The organism is Adlercreutzia sp. DFI.6.23, from assembly GCF_024462535.1.
Lineage (GTDB): Bacteria > Actinomycetota > Coriobacteriia > Coriobacteriales > Eggerthellaceae > Adlercreutzia > Adlercreutzia rubneri.
The window spans coordinates 70,536-88,507 of record NZ_JANGBP010000004.1; the positions used below are offsets into that span (position 1 = coordinate 70,536).

Genomic DNA, 17,972 nt, shown 5'->3' on the forward strand with positions numbered 1-17,972 from the left:
TCCCTTACGCTTTCTCGATCTCGACGAGCGTGTCGGAGAACGGAATCACCGGACCGCACATGAGGTCGTAGCCGCGCTCGATCATCGTGTTGTTCGTGACGTTCTGCAGGTTGCCCGCGACGGTGTAGTCGGCCGTGGTCGCCTCGTAGATGCGCACCGAGCCGGGACGGATGGCGTTGTTCGCGGCCGCGTGCACCTTAAATTCGCCGCGATCGTTGAACACGCGCACCGTATCGCCCGTCTCAAGGCCGCGGCTGGCCATATCGGCCGGGTTCAGCATGACGAGGGGCTCGTACATCAGCTGGAGCCAGTCTGAATCGTAGAACTGGTTGTGGATGCGGAAGCGCGTGCGCGTGTTGGTGAGCTGGAGCGGGAACTGCGCGCGCAAAGACTCGTCGGCGATCTCGGTGCAGGGCTCCCACTGGGGCAGCTGCTGGTCGAAGGGGACCATGCCGTCGTAGTACAGCTCCATGCGGCCCGTCGGCGTCGGGAACACCTGATCGGGCACGACCTCGCGGATGACCTCGCGATCGGGCACGGGCCACACGGCGCCGTTCTCCGAGATCTTCTCCACCGTGAGCTCCGACACCCACGGCTCAGTCGAGGTGGACAGAATCGCGTTGCAGCGATCGACCGAGCTTTCGGGGATGCCGGCCTTAAGACCGAGGCGGCTCGCCAACTCGCGCTGGATCCACAGGTCGGTGCGCGCCTCGAAGAGCGGGTCGATGATCTTCTCCTGGATGACGATCTGGCTGTAGCCCGCCTTCACATTGCCGAACGGCTCGTCGTACTCGAAGCGCGACGTGCACGGCAGGATGTAGTCGGACCACTTCGCGCCCTCGGTGAAGTAGGGATCCATGGTCACGATGAAGTCGAGCGTGTCGGCCCAGTCGCAGGTCACGTTCATGTTGGCCAGATGCTGCGCCACGATGTCGCCGCAGAAGATGGCCGCATGGCAGTTGCTCTCCTTGTAGGGCATGTCGTAGATGCTCACTTCAGATGCGGCGGCAGCCCAGTCCTCCGGCATCGCCCACGCGCCAAGTGCCGGGGCGTAGCTGTTGTAGGACTGACCCACGTAGACGCCCACGCCCGTGCCCGGCTTGCCCACATTGCCCGTGATGGCCACGAGCACCGCGGCGGCGTGCCCGGCGATATCGGCGTTGGTCATCTTGTCGTTGCCGCCCCAGCCAAGCGCCAGCGACGAGGGGCCCTCGGCGTACTCCTCGGCCAGGCTGGCGATGCGCTCGGCGGGAATGCCCGTGATCTCGGCCGCCCAATCGATCGTGTAGGGCTTCTGTCCCTCTACGAGCTTATCCCACACCGTAACCGCGCTGCGGCCGCGCACCTGAGCGGCGCCGGAGAGCGCCGGCGCGGCGCATTGGGTGTGGTGGACCGGCGCGCCGGTTACCGGATCGATGACGAAATAGGGGTTCTGCTCGGGCGTCTCCGGCTCGGCAGCGGCTGCCGCATCGACCGGGGCGATCTCCTCATGATCGCGGATGAGCAGGCCCGTCTCGGCGTCGACGAGGAACGGCATCGTCGAGTGCTGCGCCATGAACTCCTCGTCGGTAAGACCGTTGTCGATGATGTGCGAGATCATGCCCAAAAACAGCGCCGCATCGGTGCCCGGCTCAATGGGAATCCACTCGTCGGATTTCGAGGCGGTCGTGGAATAGTGCGGGTCGACCGTCACCATGTGCGCGCCGGCTTCTTTGGCGTCGAAGAACGTGAACACGTTGGGCAGGCTCGACTCGCAGTAGTTCGATCCCACCGTGAGCACGAGCTTGGAACGCTGCCAATCGCGCGCCTCGGGGGCGCACATCGCGTACCCCGCGCCAAAGCCCATGGCCGGGTCGAGCCCGTTGCCGGTGCCCACGTCGATGCCGTCGAAGCCCCCGTTCTGCGCGCCCAGCATGGGAGCCAGAAAGCCGAAGTCGGCCTCGGCGGTGGCGAGCACCATGATGGAGTCGCGGCCGTAGGAATCCTGCGTGGTCTTGATAAGCTCGGCGATCTCGTCGAGCGCCTCGTCCCAGCTGATCGGCTCGAACTGACCGCTCCCGCGCTCGCCGACGCGCTTGAGCGGCGTCTGCACGCGGCCCTTCCCGTAGATGTGCGCGACCTCCGAGATGCCCTTCAGGCAGATGGTCTGGAAGTCGGGGTTGCCCACGCCGTTGGGCTGCACCTTCACCATGCGCCCGTCGCGCACCGTGCACGCCAGCGAGCACATGCCCCCGCAGTGGCTCTGGTGGTAGGTGCGCGCCACATGCTCCTCTGGTGCGGCCTCGGCGGTGGCCGGCGCGAGCCAGCCGTCGACAGACGCCATGCCCGCCACACCGGCGAGCCCCGCAACGCCGGCCGCGGCGCCGGCGGTCTTCAGGAATCCGCGGCGCGTCAGCTGCCCGCGCGTGCTTGAAGACTCGGTCATCTCTCCTCCTTGCTCTCGTTTTCAAACGGGTTTTGAAACCGCGCAAAAGTATAGGAGCGAAACCGGTGAAATTCTAGGAAACAAGTTTCTCGCTTATAGGATCTGACCTGGTGTTTTGTAAAAAATTATAGGTATTTTGGTAAACAAAACAAGCGCAGCCTTCGCTTCGAGCGCAATTGCTTTGCTCGCTAACCCGCGAAGTGTTGACCGAGGACGGCTCGGTGGGATTCCCCACCCACCGTGCAGATTCACCCGGACACCGCCTCCTCCCTCGGCCTGTCCGATGGGCAGTGGGTATGGCTGGAAGGCCCGGTGGGAGACATGGGACGCACCGCACGAGCCAAGCGCTCCTGCTCGACTACCGTTGGTGCACCGGCTGCCACTCCTGCGAGCGCTACGCCAAGCGATAAGTTGTCGCCCTTCCAGCCCCCTCGACCTTCAGCATTTCACCCTCCACCATCGCGGAGAGAAGATTCCCGGCGCTGCTGCGAGAGACACCGAGCAGCTTCTCGATTTCTCCTCGCGTGGCAAAGGTACTCCTGCTTATATATTCCAACACTCGATCCTGCGCTGACAAACCAGAGAGAGATCCCCGGCCCCCAATGCTTGAAGCGACAAGAAAAGCATCCGTCTCGGCATTATCGCCGCCGCCTTGCATGCCATTAGGCGAGGAGCCCGAACCGGCTCGTTCCCGCACAGCAAAAGGGAATTCCAGCTCGACATAGTCTGGGGACAAGTTTTCTCGGAAGATCGGATTGGGCGCATCCGCCCATGAACAGCCCTGCCTCATCACATCGAATCCCGATCCCGCGCGTTCGCCGACGCCGATAAGGTTGAACATCGTCATGAGCGCAGGGTTTCGCTGGCTCGATATGCCGCCGACTTGAGCAACCTTCGGATCGATGCGAACCGTTCCGGGATTGATGAACACGAGTCGGTTTAACTCCCTTGACACCACCGTGCTCGCCTCTCCGTAATAGTCGGCATGAACGAGAGTATTTGCAAGCGCTTCGCGATATGCCTTATGCAAAGGGGTGTCATCAACCCTCACCCCTCCCTCAAGATCAAAAGGCCTCTTCGAAAGCACAATGATCCTCGGCAGAACGATCCGCCAGAAATCGAAGATATTTCCGCTCCACTCGCCATCGTTGGTGACCACCCTGTCATCCCAGCGGGCGTCACCCAATACTTCCCGGTACTCCATGAAGTAAAGCGGGTACTCGCGCACGATCTCGTACTCGTAGCCAAACATGAGCAGACCGGCCCGAGTCGGATGAAGTCGATCATCGTCAGCGCTTCGGCCGATAGCGCCTATCCTCAAGAGGAAATCATCGTTCTCCAGATCGAGCCAAGGATGCTGGGGGCGAACCGTGCGCAGCGCGTTTCGATAGCGTCGCACCGTTTCAGGGCATATGGCATCCTTCTCCAGATGGGGCAGCACGGCTCTGTCTTGAACGCCGTCGCTGTTATCCCTCAGCATTGCGCTGACTTCTCGCTGCGTGCAGCGGTAATCGCCCTCGCCGTTTCTCCTGAATGTCCTCATCAAGGGATTTGCGTCAAGAAACACCGGCCGCGCATCATGGCTCGCGCGCGGAACGCGAATCACTATGACGCTCAGCCCATCTTTCTCTTCGACGGACACATCGCTGTTAGTAAGAAGATTGGCACTCACCTTTGCGGGATTGTTGACCGCATCCCAGAATAACTTCACGAGATTATCCGGATTGGGCACGCCAACCACCTTAAGGCCGCTTCTCGTCTCTTCCACTCCAAGAACGATACAGCCGCCGTCGGTGTTAGCAAAAGCGGAATACGTTTCCCACAAGCTCTTCGGCAAACTGACTTGGGCGCTTTTTGCCTCCAATCTGTTGCCTTCACGATAAGCAAGCAGCGAGTCTATTGAAGCGGTCACAGCACCCGCCCTTCTCCTGATCAAGTTTTCACGATTTTCTAAGTTGCTTTACGCACAATCACGGATGCCCTCAGTTTCTACCAGTTTTTCTACCAATTTCTACCAACATCTTAGATTGCTACCATATTCTACCACAATCCGACCAGTTTCTACCAACTCCCTCGTCCCTGAACAAGTGAATAGATGGCGTGCCCCCTGTCGTCCCTTGAGCGCCTTTTAAGGTCTTGCCGCTACCCGATCTCGCCCGATCGAACCTTGTCGCGCAGAAGCCAGCTGACGGCGATGTAGACAACCATAGTGAGCGGCGCGACCACGAGGAAGGGCACCCCTACCATCCCGGTGGCGTACAGCACGCTGCCCACCACCGTCACGAACGCGATGGTGCCCACGCCGCGCCAGTGCACCGCCTTCTCGGGAGCCTCCATATCGATGCCCACCTTGCCGATGCCCATCTTGCCGCGCACAAGGTAGTAATCGGTGATGAGCAGGATGCACCACGACGAGGTGAGAATAGAGCCGTAGCTCATGAATGCGTTCACCTGATCGAGGATGTTGCCCAGGATGAAGGCGAGGCCGATGGCGTTCGCCCCCACGACCGCGGCCGCCCAGGGAAGCTTGCGGCCGAAGAGCGAATGAACGAGGTTCGACACGGCGTTGGCGCCTCCGATGGAGTTCGATGTCTCCACCTTCATCTGGGACAGGCAGATGATGGCGAGCCCCACCCCGCCGGCCGCGAGCACGAGCGACACGCCCGGATTGGTGACGGCGGCATTGGCGGCCAAAAGCGGATCCATGCCCTGGGCGCTGAAGTAGGCCACCGATTTGTCGAAGCCGTAGTACACCACGAGGGCGCCGCAAACATACGTGATGATGGCGAACAGGCTGCCCGTGGCGGCAACGGGCGCGATATCACGCTCCTTGCGGGCGAACCGCGTGAAATCGGCGGCGAACAGGGCCATGAGGCCGCTGGTCATGATGGCGTAGTTCACCGAATAGGCGAAGCCCTCCAAAGGCTGCACGCCGGGAATGAGGATGCCGTGGGTGGCTGCGTCGACAAGCTGCCCGTCGGCGGCGATGAGGTAGATGACGTAGCCCATGACGCAGAACAGCGCCACCACGAACACGGCATTCATGCGGGCGATGACCTTCGTGCCGAACAGGGCCATGACCACCCACACGCACGAGATGCCGGTGAACAGCGCCCAGCGAGCCGCATCGCCCTCCCATCCGAAGGCGAACAGAATGGCGTTGCCGAGCTGCACCGTGCCCACGGCCAGCACGCCCACAATCACGAAGATCCAGATGAGGGAGCCCGCCGCCGAACCCTTCTTCCCGAAGATGTAGTAGCGGGACACCACGTTGTTGGAAAGTCCCTCGCGATAGCAGATCTTGCCTACCAGATACGTGAGAAAGAAGGACAGGACGAAGGTGATGGCCACGGTGACGCCGCCCATCTGGCAGCCGGCGTAGAAGGCGACGATGCCACCGCCCATGAGCTTCGAAAGGCTCGACACCACGCCCGACAAGATGGCGGCGATATCGGGCCAGGCCAAGCGCTCCGATGCCGGCACGCGCTCGAAGAGCGATACCTGCTCGGTGACCGATCCCCTCTTCCCGCGACGATCCGAGCCCTCAGTCCCTCCCCGACCCTGAGGGCTCGGATCGTCGCCCTTGCCGCCGGTCATCGACGGCGCGCGTCCACGACCGGTCCGCGCCACCTCCGTCGTCGTCTTCCCCTTCACCTGCTCCTCGTTTCCGCCCATGATCGCTCAATCCCCCTAACGTGTCTTGAGGCTTATCCCTTCCCGGAAGCGCCCATCCCTCGCAAAACGGGCGCTTCCGGGAAGGGAGCTGGAACGCTCCAGCTCCCCTTCGCGACACGCGACTAGGCGCTCGGCGGCTTGGGGGCCGAAGGCGCCGCCGGGGGCTTCGGGGCGCCGGGGGCCGCCGGGGGCTTCGGGGCGCCCGGAGCACCGGGAGCCTTCGGTGCGGCGGGGGCACCGGGGACGGGTTTTGAGCCGTTAAGATAGGGCGTGAAATCGCAGCCGCAGAACGGGCAGGCCTTCAACTCGATCCCGCCGACCATCTCGATCGCCTTGCCGCATTCGGGGCACTGGGCAGGGCCCGCCGAGGCCACATCTGCTGGTCTGAAGCACATGGTGGTTCTCCTTCTCTCGGATGCGCCGCGCCCGCGGCGCATCTCCCAACAACACATCATTCACGCAAGCGGCACGCCTCCTGCGGAACAACCGAAACAGCTAGGGCTTGGAGGACGCCCCAGCGAGGGCGCCGTGCCCGCAGCGTAGCGAGCACGGCAACTTCAAGGGACTCCCTAGTAGATACCCACGTTCGCCATGATGATCATGACCACGAGGGCGCACATGCCGGCACCAATGGAGATGGCGGCGATGTGCTTGTAAGAGTTCTTGTGGTTCAGGCCCATGGCGGCGAGCATGCCGAACATGGCGCCGGAGTTGGGCAGCGCGCCGCCGATCGTGGCCGACGTGGCGATGATCTTCGCCAGAGCCGCCGGATCGACGCCCGTGGCCAGGTACGGCTCGAGGAAGTTCTGGGCGATGATGCCCACCGCGCCCGAGCCGGAGCCCATGATGCCGCCGAGGGCCGCGGCCATCGTGGCAGCGGACACATAGGTGCCGCCGGGCATGTTGAAGATGGCCTCGTAGATAACCGTGAAGCCCACCGAGGCGGCGGCCACCGTGCCCACGCCCACCGCAGCAGAGGTGAACACGGCCGGGCCCACGCCGGCCACGGCGCCCTTGCCGAGTGCGTCGCGGATGGAGGGCACGTACTTGAAGAAGCAGACGATAGAGGCGATGATGCCGGCCAGCATGCCGATGTACACGACGTTCTTCATGCCAGTGGCGGAAAGGCCGATGATGACGGCGATCAGGATGATGAGCGGCAGCAGGGCCAGGCCCAGGCCCGGGATGTTCTTATCCTCTTCCACGGCCACATCGTCGGCGTCGGCCACAAAGTGCTCGCCTTTGGCCTCAGCGCGCTTCAGGGCGAACTTGATGTAGACGCAGCTCACCGCAATAGCGATGATGGAGCCCACGATGCCCATGATGGGGGCGGCGGTGAGCGACACGCCGCAACCATTGGCGGCGTTGATCCAGGCCACGGCCGGCACGCCGGGGATCATGGCCATGGTGAACGAGCAGGCGCCCAGCGTCCATGCGGCGCAGAACAGGTGCCACGGGATGTTGCACTCGCGGAACATCGGGCGGGCCAGCGGGATGAGGGCGAACATGGCCACGAACATCGAGATGCCGGCGTAGGTGAGCAGAGCGCCCACAGCCGAGATGCCCAGCAGCACGAAGTACGGGCTCTTCGTTCCCACCTTGGCCATGATGGCCTGGGCGATGGCCTTGGCGGCGCCCGACTTGTCCATGAACTCGCCCATGATGGCGCCGCCCATGAAGATCATCAAGTTGCCGCGGATGAAGCCGGCCAAGCCGGTGGCGTAGGATGTTTCGGTGCCCACCATGGTATTCATGATGTCCATGCCGTTGGTGAGCGCGATGATGATGGCCGTGACGATGGACGTGATGAGCACGTTCCAGCCGCGCATGGCCGCGATGACGAAGAAGACGAGACCGGCAACGATGCCGATAACTCCGATCCACTCCATTTCTTTCCCCTTTCAAATTAACGAACGATTTCCCCTAAGTTCACTTGCAGGTCCTCCACACCCGGAAGTAAACGTAGACGATAGCAAAAGGGCGGCGGGGTGCAGGCACGGGCCGCCGCCCGAGTTGGCTTTGTCGCACGAACGACGTCGGCGTCTCCTACGCCATGTCGTTGCGCGTGGCGCGCATGAGCTCGATGACGGAGCCGTGCTTCATCTTCAGCTCGTCGCGGCCGATGGTTCCCTCGTCGAAGACCTTCAGATCCTCTTCGCTTTCGAACATGGTGCCCAAGTCGCCGCGCTGCTGGTTGAGCGCGATGGCCTCGTCCACGTCGTAGGGAAGCAGCGGGGTCTTCTCGCGGGGGTTCCAGATGATGAAAGCCGGGTTGGTGGCATCCGGCGCGGGCATGCCCTCGCAGTAGCGCACATCGCCGTACTTCTCGATGAGCTCGTCGAGCGGACCGAAGTCGAAGGCGCGCAGAGGGCAGCTCATGGTGCAGGCCGGCTGCATGCCCTCAGACAGGCGGTCGACGCACATGGTGCACTTGCTCATCTTGGCCGTCGGCTCATCGGTCGCGAACTTCGGCGCGCCATAGGGGCACGCGTCGTAGCACTTGCGGCAGCCGGTGCACTTGTCCTGGTCTACCAGAACGGCCCCGAACTCGTCCTCCTTGTACAGGGCACCGCTCTCGCACACCGCCACGCAGGCGGGGTTCTCGCAATGGGCGCAGGAGAACGCCAGCGAGTGCAGACGGATGGCCGGGAACGTGCCCGACTCCCACTCGTAGACGGTCATCCACTTCTCGGCGCCGGGATCGATATCGTTCCAGTCCTTGCAGGCGATGCTGCAGGCCTGGCAGGCGTAGCAGCGGTTCATATCGAAAAAGAATCCGTACTGGGTCATAGTTCCTCCTCTCGGATACAATCGGCTAGGCGTTCTCAACGGCGGTCACGGGATCGGCTCCGATGGCTGCAGCCTCTTCGGCCGCCTCGGCCCGGGCGCAAGCCGCCTCCAGGGCCACGGCCGCGGCGTCGCGGTCGCCCTGGGCACGGGCGAGGCGGTCGCGGCATGCCACGGCCACCGACGCGCCGCGGGCGCCGCCGCGCTCGGCCTCGCCGCCGAAGCCCTCGGCGTCGCCGTCGGCGATCTTCTCAACCTCGACGAGACCGGCGATGATGAGCGCGCCCAAGATGTGGGGCAGGTGCCCGTCGTCGAGCAGGATGTTCGGCGTGCCGCGCATATCCTGGCCGAATACGTTCATCTCGGACGTCTCGCCGTTGGTCTGGTACCAGCCGCCATGGTGCACGGCAGCGGTGCCCGGCATGCAGCGGTTGGTGACGTAGGCGGTCAGCACCGTCTCGCCCCGATCGCTGTACACGCGGCAGATGTCGCCGTCCTTGATGCCGCGGGCCTTGGCGTCCACGCCGGAGATCCACACGGCGTGGCGATAGACGTCCTCGCGCATGAAGGGGTTGTTGTCGTTGCTGGAATGCTGGCGGTACACCGACACCGGGGTCACGAGGGAGAGCGGGTACTTCTTCACCTTCGGGTTGTAGAAGCCGTCGTTGGAGGCGGTGGAGATGTCGCCTTCCACGTAGCTCGGGCTCCACACCGGCATCGGGTCGATGCGACCGCGCCAACGGCTCTCGGTCATATCGTGGGTCTTCACGAAATTCGAGGCGAACTCGATCTTCTTCGTGGGGGTGTTGAACGGGCTTTCCCCCTTGTCGAGCGCCGACTTGAACGGGTAGTAGGGCTCATCGATCTCGGTGCGGATGACCGGTTTGGCGTTGAACTCCTCCCAAGTGGGGCGATGGTCGTAGCCGAGGTAGGCCATGATCGTAGCGTTGTCGGCCCACTTCTCGAAGGCCTCCTTGTAGATGGCCTCCTGGGCGTCGACCCACTGCTCCACCGGCACGTCCTTCATGCGGGGGTTGTAGCCCTCCACCACCTCGTCGCCGAGGCGCTTGGCGATCTCGGTCCACACCCATTCCTTGGAGCGCACCTCACCCGGGAAGTCCAGGCCGCGGCCGCAGAAGGTGAAGTAGTTGCGCATGCCATTGGGGCCGCTCACGAAGCGCTGGTGGCCGTACATGTACTCGTCCATGCCCTCGAACTGCCACACGGGCGCCGGCAGGATAATGTCGCACAGTTCGGCAGTGGGCTGGTTCATGTGCCACTGGAAGCCCCAGTTGAACTCGGTGTTCGCCATACCAGCGAAGCGCTTGTTCACGTTGGAGTGGTTGTTGCCGTAGTTGTTCTCGAAGATGATCATCTGAATGTTCGGCAAGGGGCTGTCGTTGGTGGGGCTGCCGATGAGATGGCGGAACTCCTCCTCGCTGATCTTGCCGCTCCAGTAGTCGTCCTGGCGCGCGAGAATCTCGGTGAGGCAGTTGTTGTTGAACAGCACCGGCACCTGGTAATCGCCCGGGTTGCGGCCGAAATCAGCGCGCGGGGCCGGCACACGGCCCGGCGTGGGCAGACAAGCGCCCGACTCGCAGCCGCCGTGGCAGGCGATGTTGCCGGTCATGGCCTGCAAAAGCATCGACGCCGACGCCGAGTAGTCGCCCATGTGGCGCTTCGCGCAGGAGTAGAAGTACTGGAGGTGCACCGGCTTCTCGGTGCCGTACAGGCGGGCGAACTCGCGGATGGTGTCGGCGGGCACCGCGGTGATGGGGGCGGCCCACTCCGGCGTCTTCTTGATGCCGTCTTCGCCCTCGCCCATCACGTAGGCGCGCCATTCCTCATAGCCTTCCGCGTCGACCCACTCGTCGATGAACTCGTGATCGACCAGATCCTCCTCGAAGAGCACCTGCGCCACGGCCAGCATCATGGCCAGGTCAGTGCCGGGGCGAATCGGAATCCACTGATCGGCCAGAAGCTCGGCCGACTGCGTGTAGCGCGGATCGATGACGATGGTCTTGCAGCCGTACTCGTGGGCAAGGTGCATGTAGTAGGACGTCGGGCCGAACCAGGCGACCACCGGATCCATGCCCCACATGACGAAGAGCTTGGAGTTGAACAGGTCGGGCGCCTCGAAACCGGGCATGGAGTTCTGCAGGCCGCGGGTGACCTTGGTGAGGTCAACACCGAGGTGCAGCATCTCGCCGGCGGCATGGCCCGAGGTGGAGTGCTCGCCCCAGGCGCCGAAGCCCGCCTCCCACCAGGGGGCCAGCGGGAAGCCGTTCTTCTCGAAGCTGGGGTACTGGGAATGGAAGATGCCGTAGGGGCCGTACTTCTCCTTGATCTCGATCATCTTCTCGGCGATGGTGTCGAGCGCCTCTTCCCAGCTGATCTGCACGAAGTAGCCGCGGCCGGGGCCCTTTTCGCCCACGCGCTTCATGGGATGCAGAAGGCGCGTGTCGGCATGGAGCTCCTTCTTCCAGGAATGGCCCATGGCGCAGGGGCGCATCTGCACGTTGCCCTTCCATGTGTTCTCCCAGCCGCAATCCTCGCGGCTGTCGTTGGGGTTGACAGAGTCGTCGGGCTCAACGGCGATGAGCTTCTCGTCCTTCACGTGGCACTTCAGCACACAGGCCGAGTCCCAGCACCCGTTGGCCGGGCACGACGTGTAGAAGATGCGCTCGCCCTCGCGACGCTTCCGGCTGGCCTCGATGATCCCTTGTTTGTCCATCGATTCCTCCTCTTCTCTTCTCCTTGTTTCCAAGAAGGCACTGAAAAGATCTGCTGAAAAGAGGGTTCGCCCAACCCATTCCGCTTCGGCAGATTCCGTGCCTTTTGCCTCATCATAGGAAGGAATGGCTTATTGTTAGTTCGTCAGTCACCGATTCGCCGTCGTGATTCCTTGTAGGGGATGCAAAGGATCGTTTACATGGAGGTTTTTCTTACAGGCCCCGTCAAAAATCGCTCCAACTTTTTGATTAAAGGCTCTGGACGGATGCCCTTCAGGCGGGTTTAATGATTATCTGTATGGGTAAATTCAGCCGAGCGGAAGCGAGCGGGGTCTGAGCTGGATCGATGCCAAGCGATGCGGAATGTCACCGCCGACGAGGAGGGTTCATGCTGTTCGACGATATCGAGGTTCTGCTCGTTCTTTCGAAGGCGAGGAGTCTCTCGCAGGCAGCCGGCCAGCTGTACATGTCGCGCCCCGGCCTGTCGCAAAAAATTGCCGCCATCGAGAAACAGCTCGGCACGTCGCTCATCAACCGGACCTCCACCGGCATTTCCCTCACGCAAGCGGGCAAGGTGGCCGTGAAATTCGCTCAGAATATGGCCGACATGGAGCGCGTCATGGCTTCCCAGATCGCCGCTATCGACGAGCATTTCCCGGCCAACATCACCGTGGGGATGAGCTACGCCGACGGAGTGACCCTCCTCCCGCGTCTCGTGGCGCTCTACGTGCGCGAGAATCCCGAGGCTCGGGTGCACCTGGACGCCGGCTACGAGCCCGAGCTCGTTCAAAAGCTCAAGGACGGCGAGCTCGACTTCGCCATTCTCGAGAACCAGCCGACCGAGCCGGGCATCGTGACCGAGGTGCTCGGCTACAAGCGCCTTGTCTTCCTGGCGCCCGACAAGGCTCCCTACAACCAGGCGGTCGGATCGGTTCCCATAGAGACGCTGCTGAAGTGGCCCATGATCGTCTACGAGTGGCATTCCGGACGCCATATGGTGGGCAACCGCCACTTCCGGGAACGCTACGGGCTCTCGCTGCGCGATCACAACATGGTGGGCTGCTTCGACACCCACGAGGCCATGGTGGAAGGCGTGAAGGCGGGGCTCGGCTGGGCGACGCTGCCCGAGTGCATAGCCAGTCGCTACCGCAACGAACCGGGCATCATCCGCTTCAAGGTGGCCACCGACACCATGTGGTATCCCGTGTCTCTCACCTGGCCCTCCAGCTGTTCTCCCAGCGACGAGGCGCGCGATTTCGCCAACTTCGTCCGCGAGAACATCCCCGAGGGCTACTTCGCCAACAGCACCGAGGCGCAGCTGCGCTCCTAGCAAAAGACCGGCGGCATTTTACGCAAGCAAAGCGGGCCCCTCACGGTGAGGGGCCCGCTTTCTATTCCCGTGGCGGGAAGAAGGCTGTGCCTGGAAGGATTATGCCAGGGCGTACTTTGCGGCGTTGGTGCCGGCGTTGCGGCCGAAGGTCATGCAGTCGGCGATGGCGTTGCCGCCCAGGCGGTTCTCGCCGTGGATGCCGCCAGTGCACTCGCCTGCGGCGTACAAGCCGGGAATCGGCTCGCCGTCGGCGTTGCAGGCCTCGGATTCCACATTCACGCGGATGCCGCCCATGGTGTGGTGCACGGTGGGCACCTTGCGGCAGGCGTACCAGGGGCCCTCGGTCATGGCCGCATCGGCGGTGTTGTCGGCCACGAAGCCGAACTCGTCGGTGCCGCCTTCCACCACGGCGTTGTAGGCGTCGATGGAAGCCTGCAGGTTCGCGGCGTCCACGCCCATCTCGCCGGCCAGGGCCTCCACGGTATCGCCAGCGACGATGTGGCCCAGAGCCAGCATGTTGTTGATGGTGGCGCCGTTGGCGTCCGGCTCGTCGGGATCGGGGTAGCGCAGGGTGTTCACGACGATCCAGTAGGTGCCGTCGGGCTGGGCGAAGATGTTCTTGCACAGCACGTCGCGCTCGGCGCCTGCGCCCAGGGCAAGCGCCATGCCCTCGCCCTGGGCGCAGGGCTTGATATTGGTGCAGCCGATGGCGTCGTCGGTGAACGTGACCGTCATGGCGTAGGGGGCGTTGCGGCCCGTCACCTCTGCCGTGTAGGTGCCCGCCTTCCAGGGAGCGGAGCTCGCGAGCCGCTCGGCGCGGGTGCGGGGGGCGCAGCCGGCCAGGCCGAAGCTGGCGAGTCCTCCCCAAATGCCGAGCACGGCCGCCCCTTTGCAGAAGGTTCGACGAGAGATGCCATTGAGCGGAACAAAGTCAGACGCGCGCGTCATGATAAGCCTCCTTCTAACGCACTACCGAAAAGGAACCGGGAGTCGCTTGAAGAACCATCCTTCCGAGTTGCTGGATCGTCCAAGTGGCTCGAACGATTACCGGACAAGTAGACTTTAGCGCGCCGTGCGGGAGCAACAGCAAGTCAACAAGGTGCTGCAATCTCTATGCGCGAGCGATGTAAGAAGTTTGAAACCCTGTCGTCATTCCGTCAATTTGACCACCGTTTTGTCAGCTCTCGCCGAGTGAAGGAATGCTATGCCAGCCGCACGGCCAGGCACGCGGCCTCGCGCCCCAGCTGCCGGGCCAGGGCGAACCCGATCTCGTCGGCCTTCACCGAGCGCCAGCGGGGCTGCCCGGTCTCGTCGAGCCCCGCGAAGCCCGTGGCCACCACGCCGCCGGACAAGGGCGCGCCCGCGGTGCGCGGGTGCACGGAGAGCATTCCCTGAGTGGCGAACCAGCTGTCCAGAGCAGCGAGCGTTCCCTCTCCCCCGCAGTTGTTGAGCCCGGCCGTGGACATGGCGCCGCCCACCTTGCCGGTCAGCACGTTCTCCACCATATGGAAGGGGCGCGTGCGGTCCATGAAGTTCTTCATCCGGGCGCTCACCGTGCCGAAGTAGTCCGGCGAGGCGAGCAGAACCACGTCGGCGTCCCGTAGCTTCTCGTAGAGATCGTTCATGTCGTCTTCGAGCGTGCAGCTCGTCTGGGCGAGGCAGCGGTTGCAGCCGACGCAGAACCCGATATCGAGCTTCGAGAGCTCCACCAGCTCGCAGCTTACCGGCACCTCCAGCGCCGATGCCTGCTCGGCCGCCCCGTCGAGGGCCGCCTGCAGAAGCGCCGCCGTCCCCTTCCCGGCCCGATGGCTCCCATTGATTCCCAGCACTTTCATAGCGTCCTCCTCGTCTCAACAACGTTCGATTCGAGAGGAGACGCGGGGTGCCTTGACCGAGCGAGTTCCGCAGCGACTGAAACAGGACTAAATGTCCTGTTTCACCAAGCGAGGACTGTCTGAGCGAATCAAGGCACCGCGCGGCTCCCCCGCGGCGATTTTCTACCTAGAAAGAGAAAAGGGAGCCCCGGCCTTGTGGGCTGCGGGGCTCCAGATAGCAGGTTCGGTTTTGCCGACCCTCTCTTACATATTGTGGAAGGCGTACTTCTCCGGGTTTTCCTTCACGTCGGCGCGGTTCTTCGGATTCATCTTCAGCGTGCCCATGATGCCGTCGTTAGTGTTGGAGGCCAGCACCTGGTTGCGGTTCTCCATCTTGATGCAGTTCTCGAAGCTGGTGCCGTCCAGCGAGCACTGCAGGGCCTCCTTGGTGAGGCGCAGACCGAAGGGCGCGGTCTCGCGGCACATCTCCTCGGCCATGGCCACGGCGGTCTCCAGCACGTCGTCGTCGGCCACCACGCGGTTGGCGAAGCCCCACTCGTAAAGCTTCTGGGCGTCGAAGCGGGCCGGGTTCATGAGGATCTCGCAGGCGCGGGCATAGCCGACGATCTTCGGGAGGAAGAAGGAGCCGCCCATGTCGGTGCCGGTGTAGCCGATGGACAGGTAGCCGGCGTTCATCTTGTAGGACTCGCCGAGCACGCGCATGTCGCAGGCGCAGGAGATGGACAGGCCACCGCCCACGGCAAAGCCCTTCAGGGCGCCGATGATGGGCTGCTCGCAGCGGCGCATGTTGATGATCTGGTCGGAGCACATGCGCTGCATGATGTAGAAGTCGCGCTGGATGCGGCCCATGTCCTCGGGCGGATCGAGGGCGAGGTCGTTCAGGTTGAAGCCGGCGCAGAAGGAGCGGCCCTCGCCGGTCAGCACGATGACGCGGCAGTCCTTGTCCATGCGCACCTTGATGAGGAAGTCGTTGAACTCGGCCATCTGGGCGTAGGACATGGCGTTCAGGTTGTCCGCGTCGTTGAAGGAGCAGATGTAGACCGAGCCGCGCTGCTCGATCTTCAGCTTCTCGTAGTCGTAGGTGAACTCGGGCAGATGGTAGGCCTCCTGGTAGACACTCATGGATGAACCCCTTTCGCACTTAATTACTCAAGTTTTACTTTTTCGCCCATTGGAATTTTGTTCCGCCTGACTTGCTTCTGATTCTTAAGGATGGAATGGCAGTTTTCCACGGACAAAATTTAAATATTGTTTCTTTTATTACCCAATTTCTCAACATTGTTGGTCTGCAATCAATTTCGCATCGCTTAGACCTATTGAATCATCAATTATTCCGATTATCTTTTCTCAATTCTGGCTTCCTGTCCGAGAAATACCTTTGTATGCTGAAAGCATGAATTTCTTCTGGGTATCGACGGAAGCACTCGATTACCGGGGTGCCGCCAGCGGGCGGCCGGGCGCTTCCGTGGCAAAAGGGTTTTAGGTTCTTTAGAAAGGAAGGCCTATGATCACCGATCTCAAGATCAACGAGGAGAAGAAGAAAGAGTATTACGAGAAGGGGTACTGGACGCGCGAAACCATCCGTGACGTCTGGGAGCGCCAGGCGCGGGCGCACGCCGGCGAAGAGTACGTCGCCGACGACCAGGGCTGTCGCATGACCTACGGCGAGGTGGACGACGCGGCGGCCCGCCTGGCGGCGTGGCTCGTGGATGCGGGCATCGAGCCGGGCGATGTGGTCACCCTGCAGTTTCCCAACTGGGCCGAGTTCACCATCGCGTACGTGGCCTGCTTCAAGGCCGGCGCCGTCATCCAGTCGCTCGCCCGCAACTTCAACGGGGCCGACCTCACCTACGCCATGAACCTGGTGGAGAGCCGCGCCTACATCGGGCCCACCTCCTTCCACGGCGTCGATTACGAGCAGCAGATCCTCGATATCGCCGGCGACATCCCCACGCTCAAGGTCATCGCGCTCGTCGACAAGAAGGCCCCCAAGCACTCGGATCTGCCCACCGTGGCCGAGATCGTCAAGACCACCGAGCCCTTGGCCGAGAAGGTGCCCGTCGAATCCGACCAGGTGGCGTGCCTGCTCTCCACCTCCGGCACCACGGGCAAGCCCAAGGAGGTCATGCTCACCCACAACAACATCCTGTTCTCCGAGCGCGTCTTCGTCGAGGGCCTCGAGCGCACCTCCGACGACGTCATGTGGATGCCCGCGCCCCTGAACCACGCCGTCGGCTTCTTCCACGGCCTCATCGCGCCGATGCTGCTCGGCGGCCGCTCCGTGCTCATGCAGGACTTCGCCGTGAAGGACGCCGTCGACCTCATCAACGCCGAGGGCGCCACCTGGTCCATGTGCTCCACCCCGTTCATCTACGACATCGTGAAGTACCTGGATGCCCACCCTGACGAATCGCTGCCCACCTACGTGCTGCACTCCTGCGGCGGCGCGCCGGTGCCCGGGGCGCTCATCGAGCGCGCCCACAACCACGGCATCCTGCTCTGCGAGATCTTCGGCTCTACGGAGAGCTGCCCGCACGTCTTCGTGCCGCCGAGCAAGTGCGTGGAGTGGAACGGCGACTGGTCCGGCATCCCCTTCCCCGGCATCGAGGTGCGCTACATCGACGAGCAGGGAAAAGATGTCGCCCCGGGCGTCCAGGGAGAGCACATCTCCCGCGGCCCGCACCAGTTCGTCGGCTACCTGAACGAGCCGGAGCGCACCGACCGCGCGCTCACCGACGACGGCTGGTGGTTCTCGGGCGATTTGGGCTACATGGACGAGGACGGCCGTATCCGCATCAACGGGCGGCGCAAGGAGATCATCATCCGCGGCGGCGAGAACCTGTCGGCCCGCGAGATCGACGACAACCTGGTGGGCTGCCCGGGCGTGGGCGAGTCGGCCACCATCGGCATGCCCGACGATCGGCTCGGCGAGCGCATCTGCACCTTCGTGGCGCCGCTCGGCAACGCACTGCCGACCCTGGAGTCGGTCACGGCCTACCTGGAGGGCGCGGGCGTGCCCAAGCGCCTGTGGCCCGAGCGCATCGAGATCATCGACGAGATTCCCAAGACCCTCATGGGCAAGGTGCGCCGCAACGTGCTCACCGACGAGCTCGCCTGCCGCATGGCCTAGGGCCTCGATGATAAGCTGATGCGATATCAATAGGGCATTCCTATGAATGCCCTATTCG

The 17,972-nt window shown here is 63.1% G+C and carries 12 protein-coding genes and 1 pseudogene; 3 read left to right on the forward strand and 10 right to left on the reverse strand.

The window, feature by feature from the left end:
• Positions 1 to 4 precede the first annotated feature (4 nt).
• Positions 5 to 2,425, reverse strand: coding sequence for a molybdopterin-dependent oxidoreductase (locus NE591_RS04815; protein ID WP_256156396.1), 2,421 nt, complete (start codon positions 2,423 to 2,425; stop codon positions 5 to 7).
• A gap of 234 nt (positions 2,426 to 2,659) precedes the next feature.
• Here NE591_RS04815 and NE591_RS16210 point away from each other — a divergent pair.
• Positions 2,660 to 2,755 (forward strand): annotated as a pseudogene (locus NE591_RS16210) (molybdopterin dinucleotide binding domain-containing protein); the annotation flags it as partial.
• Positions 2,756 to 2,819: 64 nt separating this feature from the next.
• Here NE591_RS16210 and NE591_RS04820 read toward each other — a convergent pair.
• The 6 genes from NE591_RS04820 to NE591_RS04845 all read right to left on the reverse strand — a co-directional run bounded on the left by NE591_RS04820 (position 2,820) and on the right by NE591_RS04845 (position 11,621).
• Positions 2,820 to 4,337, reverse strand: coding sequence for an RNA-binding domain-containing protein (locus NE591_RS04820; RefSeq protein WP_256156397.1), 1,518 nt, complete (start codon positions 4,335 to 4,337; stop codon positions 2,820 to 2,822).
• A 230-nt stretch (positions 4,338 to 4,567) separates the two neighbouring features.
• Complete coding sequence (locus NE591_RS04825) at positions 4,568 to 6,100, reverse strand: hypothetical protein (RefSeq protein ID WP_256156398.1); 1,533 nt, start codon at positions 6,098 to 6,100, stop codon at positions 4,568 to 4,570.
• 122 nt (positions 6,101 to 6,222) lie between these two features.
• Positions 6,223 to 6,495, reverse strand: a complete 273-nt coding sequence (locus tag NE591_RS04830; protein ID WP_147319494.1) for a hypothetical protein — start codon at positions 6,493 to 6,495, stop codon at positions 6,223 to 6,225.
• Between the two features lie 174 nt (positions 6,496 to 6,669).
• Positions 6,670 to 7,989 carry a GntP family permease gene (locus NE591_RS04835; protein WP_256156399.1) on the reverse strand — a complete coding sequence of 440 codons (1,320 nt, stop codon included), beginning with the start codon at positions 7,987 to 7,989 and terminating at the stop codon, positions 6,670 to 6,672.
• A gap of 157 nt (positions 7,990 to 8,146) precedes the next feature.
• Entirely contained in the window at positions 8,147 to 8,890 is a 744-nt protein-coding gene (locus NE591_RS04840; RefSeq protein WP_256156400.1) for a 4Fe-4S dicluster domain-containing protein, read from the reverse strand.
• Between the two features lie 25 nt (positions 8,891 to 8,915).
• Positions 8,916 to 11,621 (reverse strand): molybdopterin-dependent oxidoreductase, encoded by a 2,706-nt coding sequence (locus NE591_RS04845; RefSeq protein WP_256156401.1) that lies wholly within the window; start codon positions 11,619 to 11,621, stop codon positions 8,916 to 8,918.
• 386 nt (positions 11,622 to 12,007) lie between these two features.
• Between NE591_RS04845 and NE591_RS04850 the strand changes: the two genes are divergently transcribed.
• Positions 12,008 to 12,949: a LysR family transcriptional regulator gene (locus NE591_RS04850; RefSeq protein WP_256156402.1), complete on the forward strand. Its 942-nt coding sequence runs from the start codon at positions 12,008 to 12,010 to the stop codon at positions 12,947 to 12,949.
• A 99-nt stretch (positions 12,950 to 13,048) separates the two neighbouring features.
• Here the strand turns inward: NE591_RS04850 and NE591_RS04855 are convergent, their stop codons facing one another.
• From NE591_RS04855 to NE591_RS04865, 3 genes are all read right to left on the reverse strand, one after another.
• Complete coding sequence (locus tag NE591_RS04855) at positions 13,049 to 13,897, reverse strand: FAD-binding protein (protein WP_114539134.1); 849 nt, start codon at positions 13,895 to 13,897, stop codon at positions 13,049 to 13,051.
• Positions 13,898 to 14,151: 254 nt separating this feature from the next.
• Positions 14,152 to 14,784 (reverse strand): flavodoxin family protein, encoded by a 633-nt coding sequence (locus NE591_RS04860; protein ID WP_114539135.1) that lies wholly within the window; start codon positions 14,782 to 14,784, stop codon positions 14,152 to 14,154.
• A 243-nt stretch (positions 14,785 to 15,027) separates the two neighbouring features.
• Positions 15,028 to 15,906 (reverse strand): enoyl-CoA hydratase/isomerase family protein, encoded by an 879-nt coding sequence (locus tag NE591_RS04865; protein ID WP_161127200.1) that lies wholly within the window; start codon positions 15,904 to 15,906, stop codon positions 15,028 to 15,030.
• Between the two features lie 382 nt (positions 15,907 to 16,288).
• On the opposite strand from NE591_RS04865, the gene fadK reads away from it, so the two are divergent.
• On the forward strand, positions 16,289 to 17,914 hold the full coding sequence (gene fadK, locus NE591_RS04870) for a medium-chain fatty-acid--CoA ligase (RefSeq protein ID WP_161127199.1): 1,626 nt from the start codon (positions 16,289 to 16,291) through the stop codon (positions 17,912 to 17,914).
• Positions 17,915 to 17,972: the final 58 nt, after the last annotated feature.